Raw genomic sequence first — 20,970 nt, 5'->3', positions numbered from 1 at the left:
ACAGGTATTGGCTGAGCAACGCATCCGCCAGAACACGGAAGTCACCTTGCACTTTGCACTGCGCCTGGAGAACGGCGACACGGTCGACAGCACCTTCGACAAAGCCCCGGCGACCTTCAAGGTCGGTGACGGCAACCTGTTGCCAGGGTTCGAAGCAGCGCTGTTCGGCTTCAAGGCTGGCGACAAGCGTACGCTGACAATTCAGCCGGAAAACGCTTTTGGCCAACCCAACCCGCAGAACGTACAAATCATCCCGCGCTCGCAGTTCAAGGACATGGAACTGTCGCCTGGCTTGCTGGTGATCTTTAACGATGCGGCCAATACTGAGCTGCCGGGTGTGGTGAAGACCTTCGATGACGAGCAAGTGACCATCGACTTCAACCACCCGCTGGCCGGCAAGACATTGACCTTTGACGTCGAGATCATCAACGTCAAATCGCTGTAACTGACCGGACACGGTCAAAAATGTGGGAGCGGGCTTGCTCGCGAAAGCGTCATCACATGTAACATCAATGTCGACTGACACACCGCTTTCGCGAGCAAGCCCGCTCCCACAATAGTTTTCACTGTTTTCGCTATTTCTTGCGCGCAAGACACGAGGCACAGCATGCAAATCAAACTCGCCAACCCCCGTGGCTTCTGCGCCGGTGTGGACCGGGCAATCGAAATCGTCAACCGCGCCCTGGAAGTCTTCGGGCCGCCGATCTACGTGCGCCACGAAGTGGTCCACAATAAATTCGTCGTCGAAGACCTGCGTGCTCGTGGGGCGATCTTCGTCGAAGAACTGGATCAGGTGCCGGACGACGTTATCGTGATCTTCAGTGCCCACGGTGTTTCCCAGGCCGTGCGCACCGAAGCCGCCGGTCGTGGCCTGAAGGTGTTCGACGCCACTTGCCCGCTGGTGACCAAGGTACACATCGAAGTGGCCCGATACAGCCGCGACGGCCGTGAATGCATCCTCATCGGCCACGCCGGTCATCCGGAAGTCGAAGGCACCATGGGCCAGTACGATGGCAGCAATGGTGGCGCGATCTATCTGGTCGAAGACGAGAAAGACGTCGCCGAATTGCAGGTGAACAACCCTGAAAGACTGGCGTTCGTGACCCAGACCACCCTGTCCATGGACGATACCAGCCGCGTCATTGACGCTCTGCGTACACGCTTCCCGGCGATCGGTGGTCCACGCAAGGATGACATCTGCTACGCCACGCAAAACCGTCAGGACGCGGTCAAGCAACTCGCCGACGAATGCGACGTGGTCCTGGTGGTCGGCAGCCCGAACAGCTCCAACTCCAATCGCCTGCGTGAACTGGCCGAGCGCATGGCCACCCCGGCCTACCTGATCGACGGTGCCGAAGACCTGCAAAAGAGCTGGTTCGACGGTGTCGAGCGAATCGGCATCACCGCTGGCGCCTCCGCACCGGAAGTGCTGGTGCGTGGCGTGATCCAGCAGTTGCAGGCGTGGGGCGCTACTGGCGCCGATGAATTGGCCGGTCGCGAGGAGAACATTACCTTCTCCATGCCTAAAGAGTTGCGCGTCCGCTCCCTGCTTTAACGCTTTTGCCCCTTGGGCACAGCGCCTGCTCAGCCTTATGGCTGCGCAGGCTGACGCGGCCGGTCGCGGCCAGCACCACCTGGAGCTGAGAGACCGGTTCGCGGGCGGCGCAAATGTGCAGTGTCCCCGCTTGAAAGGCCCGTTCGGGCATCTGTGGCTCGCCGATACTGTTGAAGCGTATGTAGCGCCTGACCGGCCAATTGCCGACAATCGGCACCTCAGTGCCACTCGCGCGCTCAATCAGCAGCGGATTGCTGTTGTCCTCCGCCCCTTTGCCACTGATATCCAGAATGATCCGCCAGCCCTGACTCCAGTCGCCGTTGATGCCGTGAATCACGACGCTCTGGTTGCGTGTGATGGCAACGGTTCTGGCGTTGCGTATACCGCTGATAAGCGACTCTGCCACCTGTTCGCGATGGTTCGATTCAGTCAGTGCAGCAAACGCCGGACTGACCAACAGCAGAACAATCCCGACAATTGTCAGTCCCATGAGCAGTTCGATCAGGCTGAAACCTTGCTGATGCATGTCATCTCCCTCCCTGGAGTGCTGCGGCCCGCGCGATCCCTGCGCGAGTAATGGCAAAACAACCGAACATCTGCCGGTCGAATGTTCTAGCGTGTAGAAGCAGGTATAGCCGACGGCAACGGAGGGCACCGATGGATCATCGTACAAAAGGTTTCACGCTGATCGAGTTGCTGGTCGCGCTCGCGGTGTTTCTGGTCCTGATCACGCTGGTCGTACCGGCGTTTACCCGATCGGTGCAAATCACCAAGGCCGACACCGAAATCGGCGATCTGCAACGCGGACTCAATTTCGCCCGACTGGAGGCTATCGACCGTGGTGTCACCACCCGGCTGCGCCCGACGGCCGGCGGCAGCGTCTGGAGCGGAGAATTAACGGTCTTTGACGGTACTGGCAATCCGGCCAATGTATTGCGGGTTGTTCCAGCGATGAGCAGCGGCGCGACTCTGACGCTAACCTCAGGAGTGACCGCCATCGATTTCAACAACCTTGGCGGGTTGTCGGCACCGTCCACGGCGGTGGTGATCAGCTACGTACGGGGGGCGGAAAGCAGGACACTGAATGTGTGTTTGAACGGACGAATTCTATTGGGTGGAAGCTGCGGATGAGGGGATGGAGCAAGCGTGCACAGGAGGGCATGACGCTGATCGAAGTCTTGGTTGCGTTGTTGATTCTGAGTGTGGGGCTGTTGGGGGCGGCAGCGATTCAGCTTAATGCGCTGAAGTACACGGACAGCGCGCGGATGACCAGCCAGGCGAGTTTTATCGCCTACGACATGATGGACCGCATTCGCGCCAACTCCGGTGCCGACTACACCGTCACGCCTCCGACCTCGGGCAACCTGAGCGTCGCTCGGGATCAGGATCTCTACGACTTCACCACCAACATTGTCAATTTCGGCGGCGCCACTGCCACCGGTAGCGTTACGCTCAATCAGCGGGTGTACACCATCACCATCACTTGGGATGACTCACGGGCGGCCAATACTGCCAATTCACGCCGTAGTTTCGTCCTGACCAGTCGCGCCACCCTTGATCCGGTGTCGACGCCATGAACCAGACCAACCGAGGTTTCGGCCTGATCGAGTTACTGATCGCCCTGGCGTTGAGTCTGGTCGTGGTCCTGGGTGTGGCGCAGATTTTCATCGCGGCCAAGAATACTTATGTCAGCCAGAACACCGCTGCCGCCATGCAGGAAGATGCGCGTTTCGTGCTGAGCAAGATGATTCAGGAAATTCGCATGGTCGGGATGTTCGGATGTCTGGGGGCGGTCACCGATTCAAGCTCGGCGGGTGACTTCAATGCCAGCCAGACAACGCCCATCAGATGGGACAACGCCAACCTCAAACTGACCCTGGTGACAGCGGATGTCGGCAGCAGTGGCGGGGTACCGACCTGGACGGTGGTTTCCGATTGCCGGAACAATGCAACGGCCTACACCGGCGTCCGGGTTCCGGGGTCGGGAGAGCTGGCGTTTCCGATCCGGCGCTTGATCTACAGCTTCAGCAACAATCAACTGCTGATGGGTGTCGGCAGCGGCACGCCGGCTCAGGCGGTGCTGGTGAACAACGTCAGTGCCTTCAACGTGAGCTTCGGCCTCGCCAGTTCCGCCACTGATGTGGCCGCCTCCAGTTACAGCAACAACCCCACTGATCCGGCGCGCATCCGTAGTGTTCGCCTGACATTGACCCTCACCGACCCGAACAACCGGGTAGGCAATCAAACCTTCAACGTGGTTGCCGCGCTGCGCAACCGCTTGCCATGAGGGGAGGGCCGATGAGTATTTCTCCCGTGACCCCTCCCGCCCAGCGGGGCATGGCGCTGCTGGTCAGCCTGGTGTTTCTTCTGTTGCTGACACTGATCGGCCTTTCATCCATGCAAAACGCCACCCTGCAGGAAAAAATGGCTGCCAGCGTGACCTTGCGCAATCAGTCGTTCCAGGGCGCCGAATCGGCGTTGCGCGTAGGTGAAAGCGCGGTGCAACTGGATACCTATTCGTTGCCGGTCTGCAGCGGCACTACCCAATGCGCACCACCGGCCGAGTCGTCGACAATCACCGGCGCTGGCTTCAATTCCACCTCGGGGGTGACCTGGATCGCCTCCGGCAGCGGTTTTTACGGGGTACAGAACATCGGCACCACCCTGACCGCCGTGAATGTGCCGAGCAACACCTCGACAACGCTGTACCGGGTGACCGCCGTCGGCATCGCGGGCAACTCGCGCAGTGTGGTGGAGAGTATCTATGCGAAATACTGAGGCCCGCGCAGGCTGGCGCCGTTGGTTGTTGCAGTTGTTCTGCGGCGCGGCGTTGAGCCTTTATCTGGCAGCGCCGACTTACGCGTTCACGCCCTCGGATTCGCCGCTGTTGAATGCCGCCGCCGTGGCGCCCAATGTGATGCTGTTACTCGATGACTCGGGGAGTATGAACAGCATTATCTGGGCGGCAGGCTTCGATCCGACGGTCGCACGTGCCCCGGTGACTATTTGCCTCTCCAATGGTTCGTGCGACAAAGGCCGTGAGCTTGGCATGGCCGATGGCAATATTCCTTTGTCGAGTTTGACTCATGGAACATGCACGAAGGACGGATGGTACGGTTTTTATAGGAACAGCCTTGCCGGTCCGGATACGCTTTGCCTCAAGCTTCCCGATCCGGTGGGGAGCGAAGACACGCTTTATACGGCGAATTACCTGTCCTATCTGATAAGCCTGGCCAACAACTCCGACCGGGATTTCACCGATGGCTCGATTCCCAATGACTACCGGATGAATGTAGCGCGCAACGTTTCCAAGGCGTTGGTGGCCAGCAACCGCTCGCTGCGCATCGGCTTGGCGACGTTCAACCTGGCGGTCGGCAACCATAAGGATGACGGTGGTTACATCGTCCGTTCGGTCAGTGATTTGTCGGCAGTCAGCGGCACCGTGACACAGACTCAGGCCGATACCAACTACAACGAATTGATCGCCGGAATCGACGAACTTAGCGCGCAGGCCAATACGCCGCTGGCTGAAGCCTATTACGAGATCACCCGCTATTTCCGTGGCATGGCGCCGTACAACAACTCGACACCCGCCACCTATACCAGTCCGATTCAGTATCGCTGCCAGAGGAATTACGGGGTGGTGATCACCGGTGGTCTGCCTACCTTCGACCATAGCTTTCCGACTGACGATCCGGCGGGTAGCCAGTTACCGAACTGGGACGGTATCAGCAGTAACGATGGTGCCGATCCTTTCGGTGACAACGAGGGCGATACTCTCTACCTGGATGACATCGCCAAGTTTGCCTTCGATATCGACATGCGCTCCACGGGGGCCGATGCTACAGGCAAAAGCTGGGATGCCCTGGATTTTCGCCAGCAGAACATGAATACCTATACCGTGGGTTTCACCGCAGCAAACCAGATGTTGGTGGACGCCGCGACCTATGGCCAGGGCAAGTACTACCAGGCGACTGACGGCGCGGGACTCAACAGCGCGCTGTCCTCGGCCCTGAGCGATATCACCTCCAAGGCCGGCTCCGGCGGCAGTGGCGTCGCCAGCGGGACCACTTTGGGCAGCGGTTCGAGTTACTTTCAGACCAGTTACGATCCCAAGGATTGGCGCGGCACCATTAAGTCCTTTGGCTTGACATCGGCGGGCGCGGTGAACACGGCCGCGGTACTGTGGACGACCGATACCACCATCGTGCCCGGCGCGACCGCGCCGACCTACCAGTCCTGGAATACCCTGACCAACGCCGTTGTTACCCTGGCCTACAGCAATTTTTCCCCAGCCCAGCAGTCCTTCCTCAGCCAGAGCCTGCCCACTGGTATCACCGGCAGCGATCTGGTGGAATGGAGCAAGGGCACCAACAAAACCGGGTTGAGAGCGCGCAGTGTATTGCTCGGCGATATCATCAACTCGCCTCTCGTGCTGGCCGCTCCCACGAACAAAACTGCGTCCGACCTGGTGGGTGACACCACTTACAGCGCCTACCTCGCCACCAAAGCCGCCAACATGAACTCCAGCCTGGTGGTGAACGCCAATGACGGTTTTGTAAACGTCATCAGCTCGACCAACGGTGCCAGACGCTACGGCTATATGCCCTCCAGTGTGCTGCCATCATTGCGCTACATCGCTGACCCCACTTACATCAATGGTGTGAGCCACAAATATCTGGTCGACGGTCAGGTCGGCGTGTTCGATGCCCAACTCGACAGCGCCTGGAAAACCCTGGCGATTGGAGGAACAGGGGCGGGCGGCAAAACCTTTTATGCACTGCAACTGTTCGACGCATCGGCCGGTAACGTGACTAACGCGTTATGGGAAATCAGCGCACCGGCCATAGCCAATACGGCGAACGTTTTCAATGATCTGGGTTATGCCTATGCGCGTCCCGAAGTGGCACGCTTGGCCGATGGTCGCTGGGCGGCATTCATCTCCAACGGTTATGGCAGCAACTCCGGGGTGGCAGCGCTATATGTGGTGGATATCCGCGACGGCTCGCTGATCAAGAAAATCGTGGTCGACAGTACAGAAACCACCAACGGCCTGTCGTCGGTGAAACTCAGGGTCGACTCGCAAAATGTGGTGCAGGCCGCCTATGGGGGCGATCTGAAAGGGCGGTTGTGGAAGTTCGATTTGAGTGGCACTGCCTCCGATACCTGGGGCGTGGCATTTTCCGGCAAGCCGTTGTTCACCACTGCAGGTGGCGCGACCCAGCCGATTACCGTGCAACCGTTGCTGGCCGATCACGCATTGGGCGGGAAGGAAGTGTTTTTCGGCACCGGTAAATTCAACGAGACTGCCGACAAGACCAACAAAGACCTCCAGGCGTTCTATGCCGTGTGGGATGCGGAAGGTGGCTCCGGGCAAATCACAACGTCCAGTTTGCAGGCGCAGGCGGTGACTGGCGTGTTCTCGGGTAGCAGTGGGCAATTCATCACCACCAGCCAGAACGACGTGACCTATCCGGCAGAGAAGGGCTGGTATCTGCCATTGGTTTACAACAACGTGTTGACCGGCGAACGGGTAATCAATCAGGCCAGTCTGGTGGCCGGCCGGATTGTATTCACCACGGCCAGCGTGGACACCACCGACCCTTGCGCCAGTTTCGGCACCGGCAAACTGGTCGAGCTGGATGCATTCAGCGGTAAGATGCTCAATTACGCGGTGCTCGACAGCAATGGCGACGGGTTGGTCGACATCAAGGATTCGATCTCCAGCGGGGTGGTTTTCACCGGTGGTATTCCGACGCTGAACGCGATCGTCAACAATGCGTCCCGCAAGATTATGAACAACTCCAGCGGTGGCATCAGCTCCCTGGTGGAAAAGCCCGGCAGCGGCGGTAGCCGTCGCATCATGTGGCGACAAATACAGTAAGTGAGAGTTGAGGCATGCGCAGATCCAACCGAGGTTTTACCCTGATCGAAATCATGATCGTGATTGCGATCATCGGGATCGTCATCACCATTGGCTACCCGAGCCTCACCGAGTATGTGAACAAGGGCCGCCGCACTGAAGTCGCCGGCCTGCTCTCCGAACAAGCGCAGATCCTTGAACGCTTCTATTCGAAGAATAATGTCTACACCAATGCCACCGGCCTGAGCGCCGGTAATGACTTCTACACCATCACCCCGACCCTGACCGATCAGACCTTCCTGCTGACGGCGGTGCGCAAGCCCGGCAAGGCCATGGCAGCTGACAAGTGCGGTGATTTCACCATCACCAACACTGGCGTCAGAAGCATGGTCAATGCGACGGCCGCGACCAAGGATTGCTGGGGGCGCTAAGTTCTTTTTTTGGGTGCCTTTTGTGCCCCCTGTCTATTTAACGGTTGGATCAGAACATGACCAGGCAACAGCAAGTGGTGATTGTCGGCGGCGGCGTGATTGGCCTGCTGACAGCGTTCAATCTCGCGTCCGAAGTGGAAAAAGTTGTGCTGCTGGATCGCTCGAACGTCGGTCAGGAGTCGTCCTGGGCCGGTGGCGGCATCGTTTCGCCGCTCTACCCGTGGCGCTACAGCCCGGCGGTCACCGCGTTGGCGCATTGGTCCCAGGATTTTTATCCACAGCTCGGTGAGCGACTGTTTGCCGCCACCGGTGTCGATCCTGAGGTGCATACCACCGGGTTGTACTGGCTGGACCTCGATGACGAGACCGAGGCGCTGGCCTGGGCCGAGCGGGAAAATCGTCCGTTGCGGGCTGTGGATATCTCGGCGGCTCACGACGCAGTGCCTGTGTTGGGGAACGGTTTTTCCCGGGCGATCTACATGGCCGATGTGGCCAATGTGCGTAATCCGCGGCTGGTGAAGTCCCTCAAGGCCGCGTTGCTGGCGCTGCCGAATGTGAGGATTCATGAACAGTGTGACGTCAGCGGGTTTATCCGTGAAGGCGCTACGGTGGTCGGGGTGCAGACCTCGGCGGGAGCGATTCATGGCGATCAGGTGGTTCTGACCGCCGGTGCCTGGAGCGGTGATTTACTCAAGAGCCTGGATCTGGAGCTGCCGGTCGAACCGGTGAAAGGTCAGATGATTCTGTACAAATGCGCGGCGGACTTTCTGCCGAGCATGGTTCTGGCCAAGGGGCGTTATGCGATCCCTCGGCGTGATGGGCACATTCTGATTGGCAGTACGCTGGAGCATGAAGGCTTCGACAAGACGCCAACCGAATCTGCCCTGGAGAGCCTGAAGGCGTCGGCGGTGGAGTTGATTCCTGCATTGGCGGATGCCGAGGTCGTGGGGCACTGGGCCGGGTTGCGACCGGGTTCGCCGGAAGGTATTCCCTACATCGGTCGGGTGCCAGGGTTCGAAGGGCTTTGGCTGAATTGCGGGCATTACCGTAATGGCTTGGTGCTGGCGCCAGCGTCGTGTCAGTTGTTTGCGGATGTGATGCTGGGGCGTGAGCCGATCATTGATCCGGCGCCGTATGCACCGATCGGGCGGATTTAGTCGCGGGATTTTCGGCGCCTGTCAGATCGCCTTCGCGAGCGAGCCCGCTCCCACATTTAAACGAGTTCTACCAGAAAGAACGCAATCGAATGTGGGAGCGGGCTTGCTCGCGAAGAGGCCCTCAATCCAACCCTAATTTTTTGAGCCTGTAGCGCATCGACCGGAATGAAAGATTTAACCGCTGAGCCGCCGCCGTGCGGTTCCAGCGGGTTTCTTCCAGGGCCTGGAGGATAAGGTTGCGTTCGACGTTTTCCAGGTAGTCTTCCAGGTTGTCGATCTGCGTCAGGTCCGGCACACCGCCTTCCGGGTTGCAGTTGCCTTCGGCCAGTCGCAGATCGCTGGCTTCAATTTGTTTGTTTTCGCACAACGTGTGCGCCCGTTCGAGCACGTTCTCCAGTTCCCGCACATTGCCGGGGAAGCGATAGCTTTTCAGCGCGTCGAGGGCTTGGGGGTGGAGTTTTGCGACGGGTTGGCCAGTGCTGGTGGCCAGGCGTTTGAGCACATGGCTGGCGAGGGATTCGATGTCGTCACGGCGTTCGCGCAAGGGCGGCACCCGTAGTTCGATCACGTTCAACCGGTAGTACAAATCCTGGCGAAAGCGTTCGGCGGCAACTTCGGCGTCGAGGTCTTTGTGGGTGGCGCACAGGATACGCACATCGACCACGGTTTCCTGTTGCTCGCCGACACCGCGAACGGCTTTTTCCTGTATGGCCCGTAGCAGTTTGACCTGCATCGCCAGCGGCAAATCAGCCACTTCGTCCAGGAACAGGGTGCCGCCATGGGCCGCCTGGAACAGTCCTGGTTTGTCTTCGATGGCACCGCTGAAACTGCCTTTGCGATGCCCGAAAAATTCGCTCTCCATCAATTCCGACGGAATCGCCCCGCAATTGACCGGAATAAAAGGTTGGTTGGCGCGTGGCCCTTGCTCATGGATCAGTCGCGCGACCAATTCCTTGCCGCTGCCGGATTCGCCGCTGATGTACACCGGCGCCTGGCTGCGGGCCAGTTTGTCGATGTGTTTGCGCAAGGCGCGCATGGGCGGTGAATCACCCAGCAGCCGGCGATCGATGGCAATGCCGGTGCCGCCCGGCGCAGGCAACCGAAGCGCACTGCTGACCAGTTCCCGCAGGCGAGTGAGGTCCACCGGTTTGGTCAGGAAGTCGAAGGCGCCGGCTTTGAGGGCGTTGATCGCCGTTTCCAGGCTGCCATAAGCGGTGATCATGGCCACCGGTACTTGGGGGTGGCGTTGCTGGATGTGTTGCACCAGCTCAAGGCCGGTGCCGTCCGGCAAGCGCATGTCGGTCAGGCACAAATCGAACGACTCTCGCGACAGCAGTGCCTGGGCTTCGCCGAGGTTGCGGGCACTGAAGGTGTCGAGTTTCATCCGTCCCAGGGTGATTTCCAGGAGTTCGCGGATATCCGGTTCGTCGTCGACGATCAGGACTTTTTGCCGTGGGCTCATGTTCAACTTTGTTTCCGTCCGTGAGCAAAAGTGATGCGAAAGCAGCCGCCGCCTTGGCGTGGTTTGAAGTCTAGGCGGGCCTGGTTGCTTTCGCACAGCTCACGGGACAGATAAAGCCCCAGGCCGGTGCCTTGGGTGCTGGTGGTGAAGAACGGTTCGAACAAGTGCACGTGATGCTCTGGCGTCACGCCGGGGCCATCGTCCAGGATCTCGAGGATCGGCAGCTGGCTGTCCGAATCGACAAACAATTCGAGCCAGACCTGTGCCAGGTCGTGATTCAAGGCGCTATGGCGCCAGGCGTTGCGCAACAGATTGTCGAGAATCTGGGTCAGTTGGTCTGGATCCATCAGGGTTTTGAAGTCTCCTGAGCAGATGCGCAGATGAATCTGCTGATGCTCGGTCGCCCTCTCGCGGTTTTCGTTGACGAACTGTTCCAGCCACGGCTTCAGATCAAGCCGTTGCGCTATGGTTTGCTGACGGCGGGACAGTTGCAGGACGTTTTCGATTACCCGATTCATTCGCTGAGAGTGGTCTTGAATAATCTGTGTCAGACGTCGATCCGCGCCGTTCAGTTCCTCTGATTCCTGCAATAGCTGCGCGGCATGACTAACGGCGCCCAGTGGGTTGCGGATTTCATGGGCGATACCGGCGGTCAGGCGACCGAGGGCGGCGAGCTTCAATTGCTGGGCTTGTTGAGCGATTTGCGCGAGGTCTTCGAGAAAGACCAAGGTCTGGTGGTGTGGGCTTTGGTCCAGGGCAATGAAGCTCGGTTGCAGCTCCAGACCACTGCTGGCGACTTTCAGGCTCTGGGGGCGCAGCGTCGGATTGTTGCGCCACAATTGCAGGCGTTCGACCAGGCTGGGCAAGTAGTCGTCGATCAACTGGCCTGCAAGATTTTCCCTGCCTAACAGGTTCAGGGCGCTGTGGTTGGCCAGTTGAACCCGCCGCTGGTCGTCGAGTACCAGGATGCCGGTCCGCATGCGTTGCAGGATCAGGGCGTTGAGGGCTTCGAGGCTGACAACTTCGCTGGCCCGCTGTTCGGCGAGGGTTTCGCTGACATCCAGGCGTCGGATCAGCCCTTGCACCAGCAATGCAGCAGCAAAACACAAGGCGCCGAGCGTGCCGACTTGCAAGTAATCGTTGGGGGTGGCGCGATGGCTGAAACTCAGGAGGAAGCTCAGCCCGACGATGCCGAGCGCGCCAACGGCGGCAATCAGCAGGCCGATGCGCCCTCGCAACAAGGTGTTGCTGATGGCTACCGATACGATCAGCAAGTTGCCGATGGCGCTGGCCACACCGCCGGCGGCATAGAACAGACCGCACAGTAGCAGGACGTCGGTCAGCGCCAGGCTGAACAGTTGCGCCGGGCGCCGGGTGTTCCCGAGGAATACCACCAGCAGGATGTTCAGCACCAGGTAAAACCAGCTGCCACTGCGCAGCAGGTCGTCATTGCTGAACGTCAGCAGCTGGTTGTCCATGTTGCTGGCGATCAACAGCACCAGGGTGATGCCGATGCTCAAACGGTAGAGGTGATAGAGGCGCAGCAGTCGCTGGGCCTGTTTGCTGCCGGGACTGGAGGTCTCAGCGATCACTGGAGCCCGGGCCTTGCTCAAGATGAGCCTGGCTGCAATACCACTGTTGTTGAAGTCTCAGCGCGCGGTCGCGTGGCAGGTGTACGCCGCAATGGGCGCAGCGGACCATCGGAGCCGCCTCCAGCTCGGCAGAGGACCTGGGCACGGACGCCTGGCCCTTGAACTTGCGCCAGAACCATACCGCAGCGGCAATCAGGGCGATCCAGAACAGTAAACGAAGCATGATGAGCTGCTATTCGACGAGTGATGAGCCAGTTTAGCCAAGGACATGACCAGCGCACAGCGTAATCATCGAGCCCATAAAAAAGGAGCCTCGAAAGGCTCCTTTTCGTACAACCCGATGTGTCAGTCAAACACGCCGAAGGTCATGTAGCTGAACCACGAGCGGTCGCTGTTATTGGCTTCGGAGTCGTGTTCCTCTTCTTCGATCACGTCGCCTTTTTCATCTTTAGGCTTGAGATCGTTCGGAATCGCGTCCTTGGCGTCCTGGAACTGCTTCTGCACGTCCTGGTTGGCGCGGGTTTCGCCCGGCGGCAGCGGTGGGCGGGATTCGATCAGGCCCAGGGTCGCCTTGCTCAGCCACGAACGGTTGTCTGCTTCGGCCACCGAAGGGTGGAACTGACCGTCGACCAGGCTTGGATGGTTCGGGTAGTTGAGCTTCAGGGTTTCGAGGCTGGTAGCGGCCAGATCGTCCAGGTGCAGACGCTGGTAGGCCTCTGTCATCACCGCCAGGCCGTCACCGACCGAAGGGGTTTCCTGGAAGTTTTCCACCACGTAGCGACCACGGTTCGCGGCGGCGACATAGGCCTGACGGGTCAGGTAGTAGTCGGCAACGTGAATCTCGTAGGCCGCCAGCAGGTTGCGCAGGTAGATCATGCGCTGCTTGGCGTCCGGCGAGTAGCGGCTGTTGGGGAAGCGGCTGGTCAGCTGGGCGAACTCGTTGTAGGAGTCGCGAGCGGCACCCGGGTCACGCTTGGTCATGTCCAACGGCAGGAAGCGCGACAACAGGCCGACGTCCTGGTCGAAAGAAGTCAGACCCTTGAGGTAATACGCGTAATCCACGTTCGGGTGCTGCGGGTGCAGACGAATGAAGCGCTCGGCGGCGGACTTCGCCGCTTCAGGCTCGGTGTTCTTGTAGTTGGCGTAGATGAGCTCGAGTTGAGCCTGATCGGCGTAGCGACCGAACGGATAACGCGACTCCAGCGCCTTCAGCTTGGCTGTGGCGGCGGTGTAGCTATTGTTGTCCAGATCGTGCTGAGCCTGCTGGTACAGCTCGACCTCGCTCAGGTTTTCGTCTACGACTTCCTTCGATGAGCAAGCAGCGGTCAATGCGAGGATGGCGATCAGCAGCAGGTGTTTCACTTGCATGGCGGCTTGCGTCCCTATGACGGCCGCTGTCTTGGGCGGGGCCGTCCTGTTATGATGAGCGCCCCGTTGAATAGCCTCGGGGCAAAAGACGCCGTATTTAACCACAAGCGCGCAGCCGAAACCAAAGGCTGTGCCGACGCCTAGTCTGAGCATGTCCGATAAAATTGAACTTCGCGCAGAGGTGCCGTCCGAATTGGGCGGCCAACGCCTCGATCAAGTCGCCGCACAATTATTCGCTGAGCACTCGCGCTCGCGCCTTTCCGCCTGGATCAAAGACGGCCGCCTGACTGTGGATGGGGCGGTTATCCGCCCGCGAGACATCGTTCATGGTGGTGCCATTCTTGAACTCACTGCCGAGCAGGAAGCTCAGGGCGAATGGATCGCTCAAGACATCGAGCTGGACATCGTCTATGAAGACGACGACATCCTGGTGATCAACAAACCCGCGGGTCTGGTGGTGCATCCTGCCGCCGGTCACGCCGATGGCACCTTGCTCAACGCCTTGCTGCACCACGTGCCGGACATCATCAATGTGCCCCGCGCCGGTATCGTGCATCGCCTGGACAAGGACACCACCGGTCTGATGGTGGTGGCCAAGACCATTCAGGCGCAGACACAGCTTGTCACGCAATTGCAGAGCCGCAGCGTAAGCCGGATCTACGAGTGCATCGTGATCGGCGTGGTGACTGCCGGCGGCAAGATCAACGCGCCGATCGGTCGTCACGGTCAGCAACGCCAGCGCATGGCCGTGATGGAAGGTGGCAAGCAGGCCGTCAGCCATTACCGCGTGCTCGAGCGTTTCCGCTCCCACACGCACGTGCGGGTGAAGCTGGAAACCGGTCGTACGCACCAGATTCGTGTGCACATGGCCCACATCAACTACCCGTTGGTCGGAGACCCTGCCTACGGCGGTCGCTTCCGTATTCCGCCGGCAGCCAGTGTGACCATGGTCGAATCGTTGAAGGCGTTCCCGCGTCAGGCGCTGCATGCGCGGTTCCTGGAGCTGGATCACCCGACCACCGGTAAACGCATGAGCTGGGAATCGCCACTGCCGGACGATTTCGTCTGGTTGCTGACGCTGCTCAAGCAAGACCGCGAGGCGTTCATCGGATGAGTGACTGGCTGATTCCCGACTGGCCTGCGCCTGCCGGGGTGAAAGCCTGCGTTACCACCCGAGCGGGCGGCGTCAGTCTGGCGCCGTTCGACAGCCTCAACCTCGGCGATCACGTCGATGACAGCCCCGAAGCTGTGGTCGAAAACCGCCGTCGCCTCACTGATCATTTCGCTATTCAGCCGGCCTGGTTAAAGCAGGTTCACGGCATTGCCGTGGCCCACGCAGACCCAAGCCTTACGGCCACTGCCGATGCAAGCTGGACGGCAACGCCCGGTATTGCCTGCACGGCAATGACTGCGGATTGCCTGCCGGCGCTGTTCTGTGACCGTGCCGGTACTCGCGTCGCGGCGGCTCATGCCGGATGGCGCGGGTTGGCGGCGGGTGTGCTGGAAGCAACCCTCGACAGTCTGGCCGTGCCGCCAGAAGAAGTGCTGGTCTGGCTCGGTCCGGCCATTGGTCCGCAAGCCTTTGAAGTCGGCCCTGAAGTGCGCGAAACCTTCGTCGAGCAATTACCCGAAGCCGCTAAAGCGTTTGTGCCGAGTGCAAATGCTGGCAAATTCATGGCTGATATCTATGAGCTGGCGCGCTTGCGTCTGGCGGCTCGCGGTGTCACCGCTGTTTATGGTGGCGGTTTCTGTACCGTGACCGATCCTCGCTTCTTTTCTTACCGCCGTAGCCCACGCACCGGTCGGTTTGCCTCCTTGGTCTGGCTCGAACGCTAGACTTCTCTGATCTACATCAACATCACGACGCTTGAATCTCCCAGAATCGACCACATCTAAGTGATATCTGGCAGGTTTCTTCATTCAGGATGTTTCATAGGTCCGGCCTGCTCAAAAGGAAGGTGACCCATGCGTATAGACCGTTTAACCAGCAAGTTGCAGTTAGCCTTGTCCGACGCCCAATCCCTGGCCGTTGGCCTCGATCATCCGGGCATTGAACCGGCGCACTTGATGCAAGCCATGCTTGAACAGCAGGGTGGTTCGATCAAACCCCTGTTGATGCAGGTGGGCTTCGACGTCAACAGCCTGCGTAAAGAGCTGACCAAAGAGCTCGACCAACTACCAAAAATCCAGAACCCGACCGGCGACGTCAACATGTCGCAGGATTTGGCGCGTCTGCTCAACCAGGCCGACCGCCTGGCCCAGCAGAAGGGCGATCAGTTCATCTCCAGCGAGCTGGTGTTGCTCGCCGCCATGGACGAGAACAGCAAACTCGGCAAATTGTTGCTCGGTCAGGGCGTCAGCAAGAAAGCTCTGGAAAACGCAATCACCAACCTGCGTGGTGGTGAGGCCGTCAATGACGCCAACCATGAAGAGTCGCGCCAGGCGCTGGATAAATACACCGTCGACCTGACCAAGCGCGCCGAAGAAGGCAAGCTCGATCCGGTAATCGGCCGTGATGACGAAATTCGCCGGACCATTCAGGTGCTGCAACGCCGCACCAAGAACAACCCGGTGCTGATCGGTGAGCCAGGCGTGGGTAAAACCGCCATCGCCGAAGGTCTGGCCCAGCGCATTATCAACGGCGAAGTCCCGGATGGACTGAAAGGCAAGCGCCTGCTGTCCTTGGACATGGGGTCGCTGATTGCCGGTGCCAAGTACCGTGGCGAGTTCGAAGAACGCCTCAAATCCTTGCTCAACGAACTGTCGAAGCAGGAAGGGCAGATCATTCTTTTCATCGACGAACTGCACACCATGGTCGGCGCCGGTAAAGGTGAAGGCTCGATGGACGCGGGCAATATGCTCAAGCCTGCGTTGGCCCGTGGTGAACTGCACTGCGTCGGCGCGACCACGCTCAACGAGTACCGCCAATATATAGAGAAGGATGCGGCCCTCGAGCGGCGCTTCCAGAAAGTCTTGGTGGATGAGCCGAGCGAAGAAGACACCATCGCCATCCTGCGTGGCCTGAAAGAGCGCTACGAGGTTCACCACAAGGTGGCGATCACCGACGGCGCAATCATCGCCGCGGCCAAGCTCAGCCATCGCTACATCACCGATCGTCAGCTGCCGGACAAGGCCATCGACCTGATCGACGAAGCCGCCAGCCGTATCCGCATGGAGATCGACTCCAAGCCGGAAGTGCTGGACCGTCTGGAGCGTCGTCTGATTCAGCTGAAGGTGGAATCCCAGGCGCTGAAGAAAGAAAGCGACGACGCGGCGAAGAAACGTCTGGAAAAACTCCAGGAAGAAATCGTTCGTCACGAACGTGAGTACTCGGACCTGGAGGAAATCTGGAACGCGGAAAAAGCCGAAGTCCAGGGTTCTGCGCAGATCCAGCAGAAAATCGAACAGTCCCGTCAGGAACTGGAAACGGCCCGCCGCAAAGGCGACCTGAACCGCATGGCCGAGTTGCAGTACGGGATCATCCCGGATCTGGAGCGCAGCCTGCAAATGGTCGACCAGCACGGCAAAACTGAAAACCAGTTGCTGCGCAGCAAGGTGACCGAAGAAGAGATCGCTGAAGTCGTTTCGAAGTGGACCGGCATTCCGGTGTCGAAAATGCTCGAGGGTGAGCGCGACAAGCTGATGAAGATGGAAAGCCTGTTGCACCAACGTGTGATCGGCCAGGACGAAGCGGTGATTGCCGTTTCCAACGCTGTGCGGCGTTCCCGTGCCGGGTTGTCCGATCCGAATCGCCCGAGCGGTTCGTTCATGTTCCTCGGCCCGACCGGTGTCGGTAAAACCGAGCTGTGCAAGGCGCTGGCCGAGTTCCTCTTCGATACGGAAGAGGCGATGGTGCGGATCGACATGTCCGAGTTCATGGAGAAACATTCCGTGGCTCGTCTGATCGGTGCGCCACCAGGCTACGTAGGCTATGAAGAGGGCGGTTACCTGACCGAGGCGGTGCGTCGCAAGCCTTATTCGGTGATCCTCCTGGACGAGGTCGAGAAGGCCCACCCGGACGTCTTCAACATCTTGCTGCAAGTGCTGGAAGATGGCCGACTGACCGACAGTCATGGCCGCACGGTGGATTTCAAAAATACCGTGATTGTCATGACCTCCAACCTCGGTTCGGTGCAGATCCAGGAATTGGTCGGTGATCGTGAGGCGCAGCGTGCGGCAGTGATGGATGCGATTTCCACGCACTTCCGACCTGAGTTCATCAACCGGGTCGATGAAGTGGTGATCTTTGAGCCATTGGCTCGGGATCAGATCGCGGGCATTACCGAGATCCAGTTGGGTCGCCTGCGCAGTCGCCTGACCGAACGCGAGCTGAAGCTTGAACTGAGCCCTGAGGCCATGGATAAGCTGATCGCGGTGGGTTACGACCCGGTTTACGGCGCACGGCCGCTCAAACGAGCCATTCAGCGCTGGATTGAAAACCCGCTGGCGCAGCTGATTCTGTCCGGTCGTTTCATGCCGGGCGATACCGCCAAGGGTGTCGTGGAGAACGACGAAATCGTATTTGCCTGATCCACGGCGGCAGTAAAATTGAAGAGGCCTCGCATTGCGAGGCCTTTTTTTCGCCAGGCTGTTGAACTCTAAGGAAAAGGCTTGTAAAGTGCGCCCCGCAGTAAGTCGCCCTGAAGGGTTCCAGCTCCCCAAGCAGGAATCTGAAATAAGTTGCAAATCATTAACTTGAAAGCAATTTAGGGGGTTGACAGAGGTGCTTAAGATTGTAGAATAGCGCGCCTCAGACACACGAACGCAGCGATGCGAACGGGTCGAAGAGGTGAAGCAAGCTTCACAGTTGTAAATTGAAATATGTAGTTCCGTGATAGCTCAGTCGGTAGAGCAAATGACTGTTAATCATTGGGTCCCAGGTTCGAGTCCTGGTCACGGAGCCAATTTCAAACCGGGGTATAGCGCAGTCCGGTAGCGCGCCTGCTTTGGGAGCAGGATGTCAGGAGTTCGAATCCCCTTACCCCGACCATTTTTGGGTCGTTAGCTCAGTTGGTAGAGCAGTTGGCTTTTAACCAATTGGTCGTAGGTTCGAATCCCACACGACCCACCATTTTTGAAACCAGTTCACGCTGGGATCAGATCTTAAGATCAGAGGCCAAAAGCACTGATCGAAGAAGGCGACTTTTTTAAAGGTCGCCTTTTTATTACCGGGGTATAGCGCAGTCCGGTAGCGCGCCTGCTTTGGGAGCAGGATGTCAGGAGTTCGAATCCCCTTACCCCGACCATATTAAAAATCCTCGTATCGAAAGATACGGGGATTTTTTTTGTCTTCGAGAAATAACACTTCAGTCATCGTACAACTTGCCGATAACGAGGCGACGGGGTACTGCCGAAACAACGCCCCTTATCCAAGCCACTACAAGAAAAAGGCGTTCGTTATGGTGCTTCGACAATTAAATATCGCTCCTCGGGCAGCCTTGGGGTTTGCCTTGATTGCCGTATTGGTCGCGTTGCTCGGGATTTTTGCCCTGGGGCAGATGTCGAGCATTCGCGATAGCGAGGTGGCGGTGGAGAAACAATGGCTACCGAGTATTCGCGGCGGTGACGAGATCCGCGAAATCATGCTGCGCATCCGTACCATTTCCCTGCGCATGGCCCTGGATCAGGATCCGAAGAACATCCCTGTCTACCGCGGCCAAATGGACACTCGCGACAAAGAGTTGAGCGAGAAGATTGCGGCGTATGACAGGTTGGTCAACACCGTCGAAGGCAAAGCCTCGTATGACCAGTTCAAAACCACCCTCGCGGCTTATCGTGCCGGCATTGCCCAATCTTTTTCCCTGGCCGAACAGGGTCGTCATGACGAATTGACCAAGTTGCTGCTGGTAGACATGAAAACCGTGGTCGATGGTTCCGGCAAGCAACTCACTGACCTGGCGGATCTGTTCGCCAAACAAGTCGCCGCCGAGAGCCAGAAATCTGCAGCGCATTACGAAACATCGCGGATGATCGTCAGCCTGTTTATCGCATTGGCAGCATTGGCCACCGTCGGCCTGGCCATGCTGCTGACCCGCAGCATCGTCAAACCTTTGAACGAAGCGTTGGATGCCGCGGAAAACGTGGCGCGAGGCGACCTGACGCGCCCCATCGAAACCCATGGCAACGATGAAGTGAGTCGTTTGCTCAAGGCGTTGGCGACCATGCAGCGCAACCTGCGCGAAACCTTGCAAGGTATCAGCGGCTCGGCCGCGCAATTGGCGACAGCGGCTGACGAGTTGAATGCCGTCACCCTCGACAGCACACAGAACCTGCAACAGCAGAACAATGAGATCGAACAAGTGGCGACGGCTGTCACTGAAATGACCACCGCGGTGGAGGAGGTCGCTCGCAACGCGGTGTCGACCTCCGACGCCACGCGCCAATCCAGTGAGTCCGCGCATGTCGGCCAGGAGCGGGTCAGCGAAACAGTCACGGCCATTGGCGCCCTGGCCAGCGATGTACAGATCACCGGTGGATTGGTGCAGTCCCTGGCCAACCAGTCTCAGGGCATCGGCAAGGTACTGGATGTGATTCGTGCGATTGCCGAGCAAACCAACTTGCTGGCCCTCAACGCAGCCATTGAAGCGGCGCGCGCCGGGGAAAGCGGTCGCGGTTTCGCGGTGGTTGCCGACGAAGTTCGCGCTTTGGCCTATCGCACGCAGCAATCGACTCAGGAAATCGAGCAAATGGTTCAGGGCATGCGCAACGGCTCAACTCAGGCGCTGGATTCGATGCACGCCAGCTCAAGCCGTGCGGCCAGCACATTGGCCTTGGCCGAGCGTGCAGGTGAAGCGTTGCAGACCATCACCGCGTCGGTTCATCAGATCCACGAGCGCAATCTGGTGATCGCCAGCGCTGCCGAAGAACAGGCGCAGGTGGCGCGTGAAGTCGACCGCAACCTGGTGAATATCCGTGACCTTTCGGTGCGATCTGCCGCCGGGGCGGATCAGACCAGCGCGTCCAGCCAGGAGCTGTCTCAGCTGGCCAATGCCTTGCAGGGCATGGTGCGGCGCTTTCAGCTTTAAATTTTCCAGACGCAAAAAAGCCGCGCTTCTCGATGGAAAAGCGCGGCCTGGTTTTCGGAAGCTTAGGCGCCGTCTTGGTCTTTCAAGTGCTCGAACAGGCCTTTTGGCATTTTCTTGCCATTGGCTTCGTAGTTGGCTTTCACGTTATCGAATGCCTCTTGCTCGTCGATGAAGCCATCATGGTTGGTGTCGATCTTGTCGAAGTTGGACTTCGGCGCGACTTTCAGGAATTCGGCACGGGATACCTTGCCGTCGCCATCCGTGTCGGTTTTTGCCATCGAGGCATCGCCACACTTGCCTTCGCCACATTTACCTTCAGGGGTCTTCACGACCTGTTCGGCCGAGGCCAGCAGGTAGCCTTGTGTCAGGGGTTGCGCGGCGAACACGGCGCCGGACAACATCATGCCACCGGCCAAAACAGCGCCGAGCAGACCGATAGTGTTTTTGGTGGTACGGGACATTTCAATACTCCTGGGTTGCACGACACAACCGTTCGATAAAGGACGCCACGTAAGTG

General features: G+C 58.9%; 19 protein-coding genes, 4 tRNA genes and 1 pseudogene. 18 read left to right on the top strand and 6 right to left on the bottom strand.

The features are described from left to right. The first annotated feature begins 7 nt into the window (after positions 1-7). Together fkpB and ispH are read left to right on the top strand one after the other, a co-directional pair. Positions 8-445, top strand: coding sequence for an FKBP-type peptidyl-prolyl cis-trans isomerase (gene fkpB / locus DFS28_RS19430; protein WP_177327872.1), 438 nt, complete (start codon positions 8-10; stop codon positions 443-445). 162 nt (positions 446-607) lie between these two features. Further along, positions 608-1,555: a 4-hydroxy-3-methylbut-2-enyl diphosphate reductase gene (gene ispH / locus DFS28_RS19425; protein WP_007901894.1), complete on the top strand. Its 948-nt coding sequence runs from the start codon at positions 608-610 to the stop codon at positions 1,553-1,555. Here ispH and DFS28_RS19420 read toward each other — a convergent pair. Then, a complete protein-coding gene (locus DFS28_RS19420; RefSeq protein ID WP_111451096.1) occupies positions 1,524-2,081 on the bottom strand; it encodes a GspH/FimT family pseudopilin in 558 nt (185 codons plus the stop codon). The two genes, ispH and DFS28_RS19420, sit on opposite strands and share 32 nt — an antisense overlap. 131 nt (positions 2,082-2,212) lie before the next feature. Here DFS28_RS19420 and DFS28_RS19415 point away from each other — a divergent pair, with 131 nt between their 5' ends. From DFS28_RS19415 to thiO, 7 genes are read left to right on the top strand one after another with little or no spacing between them, the layout of a single operon-like run. After that, positions 2,213-2,686, top strand: a complete 474-nt coding sequence (locus DFS28_RS19415; protein WP_008154923.1) for a GspH/FimT family pseudopilin — start codon at positions 2,213-2,215, stop codon at positions 2,684-2,686. Beyond that, positions 2,683-3,132, top strand: a complete 450-nt coding sequence (gene pilV, locus DFS28_RS19410) for a type IV pilus modification protein PilV (RefSeq protein ID WP_111451095.1) — start codon at positions 2,683-2,685, stop codon at positions 3,130-3,132. The genes DFS28_RS19415 and pilV overlap by 4 nt, the downstream gene beginning before the upstream one ends. Beyond that, positions 3,129-3,842: a PilW family protein gene (locus DFS28_RS19405; RefSeq protein WP_111451094.1), complete on the top strand. Its 714-nt coding sequence runs from the start codon at positions 3,129-3,131 to the stop codon at positions 3,840-3,842. The genes pilV and DFS28_RS19405 overlap by 4 nt, the downstream gene beginning before the upstream one ends. Before the next feature lie 11 nt (positions 3,843-3,853). Then, a complete protein-coding gene (locus DFS28_RS19400; RefSeq protein ID WP_111451093.1) occupies positions 3,854-4,333 on the top strand; it encodes a PilX N-terminal domain-containing pilus assembly protein in 480 nt (159 codons plus the stop codon). Beyond that, positions 4,320-7,439 carry a pilus assembly protein gene (locus DFS28_RS19395; protein ID WP_111451092.1) on the top strand — a complete coding sequence of 1,040 codons (3,120 nt, stop codon included), beginning with the start codon at positions 4,320-4,322 and terminating at the stop codon, positions 7,437-7,439. Before DFS28_RS19400 ends, DFS28_RS19395 begins: the two co-directional genes overlap by 14 nt. A gap of 14 nt (positions 7,440-7,453) precedes the next feature. Beyond that, a complete protein-coding gene (locus tag DFS28_RS19390) occupies positions 7,454-7,849 on the top strand; it encodes a type IV pilin protein (protein ID WP_008154912.1) in 396 nt (131 codons plus the stop codon). A gap of 56 nt (positions 7,850-7,905) precedes the next feature. After that, the gene (thiO, locus tag DFS28_RS19385; protein ID WP_111451091.1) at positions 7,906-9,006 is read left to right on the top strand and encodes a glycine oxidase ThiO; all 1,101 of its coding nucleotides are present in this window, start codon (positions 7,906-7,908) and stop codon (positions 9,004-9,006) included. 121 nt (positions 9,007-9,127) lie between these two features. On the opposite strand, the gene DFS28_RS19380 is transcribed toward thiO, so the two are convergent. From DFS28_RS19380 to DFS28_RS19365, 4 genes are all read right to left on the bottom strand, one after another. Then, entirely contained in the window at positions 9,128-10,468 is a 1,341-nt protein-coding gene (locus DFS28_RS19380) for a sigma-54 dependent transcriptional regulator (RefSeq protein ID WP_111451090.1), read from the bottom strand. 2 nt (positions 10,469-10,470) lie between these two features. Next, entirely contained in the window at positions 10,471-12,060 is a 1,590-nt protein-coding gene (locus DFS28_RS19375; RefSeq protein ID WP_111451089.1) for a PAS domain-containing sensor histidine kinase, read from the bottom strand. Continuing rightward, entirely contained in the window at positions 12,050-12,283 is a 234-nt protein-coding gene (locus tag DFS28_RS19370; protein ID WP_111451088.1) for a PP0621 family protein, read from the bottom strand. Before DFS28_RS19370 ends, DFS28_RS19375 begins: the two co-directional genes overlap by 11 nt. A gap of 122 nt (positions 12,284-12,405) precedes the next feature. Then, complete coding sequence (locus tag DFS28_RS19365) at positions 12,406-13,428, bottom strand: outer membrane protein assembly factor BamD (RefSeq protein WP_111451087.1); 1,023 nt, start codon at positions 13,426-13,428, stop codon at positions 12,406-12,408. 151 nt (positions 13,429-13,579) lie between these two features. Here DFS28_RS19365 and rluD point away from each other — a divergent pair, with 151 nt between their 5' ends. The 9 genes and pseudogenes from rluD (at position 13,580) to DFS28_RS31215 (ending at position 20,453) form a co-directional block, all read left to right on the top strand. Continuing rightward, entirely contained in the window at positions 13,580-14,542 is a 963-nt protein-coding gene (rluD, locus tag DFS28_RS19360; RefSeq protein ID WP_007942311.1) for a 23S rRNA pseudouridine(1911/1915/1917) synthase RluD, read from the top strand. Next, positions 14,539-15,264 carry a peptidoglycan editing factor PgeF gene (gene pgeF / locus DFS28_RS19355; protein WP_111451086.1) on the top strand — a complete coding sequence of 242 codons (726 nt, stop codon included), beginning with the start codon at positions 14,539-14,541 and terminating at the stop codon, positions 15,262-15,264. The genes rluD and pgeF overlap by 4 nt, the downstream gene beginning before the upstream one ends. Positions 15,265-15,393: 129 nt before the next feature. Beyond that, on the top strand, positions 15,394-17,958 hold the full coding sequence (clpB, locus tag DFS28_RS19350) for an ATP-dependent chaperone ClpB (protein WP_111451085.1): 2,565 nt from the start codon (positions 15,394-15,396) through the stop codon (positions 17,956-17,958). A gap of 298 nt (positions 17,959-18,256) precedes the next feature. Then, positions 18,257-18,332 (top strand) — tRNA-Asn (locus DFS28_RS19345). Positions 18,333-18,341: 9 nt separating this feature from the next. Then, positions 18,342-18,418: transfer RNA gene (locus DFS28_RS19340), tRNA-Pro, on the top strand. Positions 18,419-18,423: 5 nt separating this feature from the next. Then, positions 18,424-18,499, top strand: a tRNA-Lys gene (locus tag DFS28_RS19335). Positions 18,500-18,597: 98 nt separating this feature from the next. Then, positions 18,598-18,674, top strand: a tRNA-Pro gene (locus tag DFS28_RS19330). Between the two features lie 153 nt (positions 18,675-18,827). Next, positions 18,828-19,598, top strand: a pseudogene (locus tag DFS28_RS31220) (MCP four helix bundle domain-containing protein); the annotation flags it as partial. Further along, a complete protein-coding gene (locus DFS28_RS31215) occupies positions 19,590-20,453 on the top strand; it encodes a methyl-accepting chemotaxis protein (RefSeq protein WP_371922179.1) in 864 nt (287 codons plus the stop codon). The pseudogene DFS28_RS31220 and the gene DFS28_RS31215, both read left to right, overlap by 9 nt. 62 nt (positions 20,454-20,515) lie before the next feature. Here DFS28_RS31215 and DFS28_RS19320 read toward each other — a convergent pair whose 3' ends face one another. After that, positions 20,516-20,914, bottom strand: coding sequence for an EF-hand domain-containing protein (locus tag DFS28_RS19320; RefSeq protein ID WP_111451083.1), 399 nt, complete (start codon positions 20,912-20,914; stop codon positions 20,516-20,518). Between the last annotated feature and the right edge of the window lie 56 nt (positions 20,915-20,970).

Source organism: Pseudomonas sp. 478, assembly GCF_003254125.1.
Lineage (GTDB): Bacteria > Pseudomonadota > Gammaproteobacteria > Pseudomonadales > Pseudomonadaceae > Aquipseudomonas.
This window is presented reverse-complemented; position numbering and strand designations above follow the sequence as displayed.

Bases quoted from the DNA above. Each gene is read 5' to 3' on its own strand.
- DFS28_RS19380 (WP_111451090.1), bottom strand. From the start codon at position 10,468: ATGAGCCCACGGCAAAAAGTCCTGATCGTCGACGACGAACCGGATATC.
- DFS28_RS19370 (WP_111451088.1), bottom strand. From the start codon at position 12,283: ATGCTTCGTTTACTGTTCTGGATCGCCCTGATTGCCGCTGCGGTATGG.
- pgeF (WP_111451086.1), top strand. From the start codon at position 14,539: ATGAGTGACTGGCTGATTCCCGACTGGCCTGCGCCTGCCGGGGTGAAA.
- DFS28_RS19365 (WP_111451087.1), bottom strand. From the start codon at position 13,428: ATGCAAGTGAAACACCTGCTGCTGATCGCCATCCTCGCATTGACCGCT.
- DFS28_RS19320 (WP_111451083.1), bottom strand. From the start codon at position 20,914: ATGTCCCGTACCACCAAAAACACTATCGGTCTGCTCGGCGCTGTTTTG.
- pilV (WP_111451095.1), top strand. From the start codon at position 2,683: ATGAGGGGATGGAGCAAGCGTGCACAGGAGGGCATGACGCTGATCGAA.
- DFS28_RS31215 (WP_371922179.1), top strand. From the start codon at position 19,590: ATGCAGCGCAACCTGCGCGAAACCTTGCAAGGTATCAGCGGCTCGGCC.
- DFS28_RS19420 (WP_111451096.1), bottom strand. From the start codon at position 2,081: ATGCATCAGCAAGGTTTCAGCCTGATCGAACTGCTCATGGGACTGACA.
- DFS28_RS19405 (WP_111451094.1), top strand. From the start codon at position 3,129: ATGAACCAGACCAACCGAGGTTTCGGCCTGATCGAGTTACTGATCGCC.
- DFS28_RS19390 (WP_008154912.1), top strand. From the start codon at position 7,454: ATGCGCAGATCCAACCGAGGTTTTACCCTGATCGAAATCATGATCGTG.
- DFS28_RS19400 (WP_111451093.1), top strand. From the start codon at position 3,854: ATGAGTATTTCTCCCGTGACCCCTCCCGCCCAGCGGGGCATGGCGCTG.
- thiO (WP_111451091.1), top strand. From the start codon at position 7,906: ATGACCAGGCAACAGCAAGTGGTGATTGTCGGCGGCGGCGTGATTGGC.
- ispH (WP_007901894.1), top strand. From the start codon at position 608: ATGCAAATCAAACTCGCCAACCCCCGTGGCTTCTGCGCCGGTGTGGAC.
- clpB (WP_111451085.1), top strand. From the start codon at position 15,394: ATGCGTATAGACCGTTTAACCAGCAAGTTGCAGTTAGCCTTGTCCGAC.
- rluD (WP_007942311.1), top strand. From the start codon at position 13,580: ATGTCCGATAAAATTGAACTTCGCGCAGAGGTGCCGTCCGAATTGGGC.
- DFS28_RS19395 (WP_111451092.1), top strand. From the start codon at position 4,320: ATGCGAAATACTGAGGCCCGCGCAGGCTGGCGCCGTTGGTTGTTGCAG.
- DFS28_RS19415 (WP_008154923.1), top strand. From the start codon at position 2,213: ATGGATCATCGTACAAAAGGTTTCACGCTGATCGAGTTGCTGGTCGCG.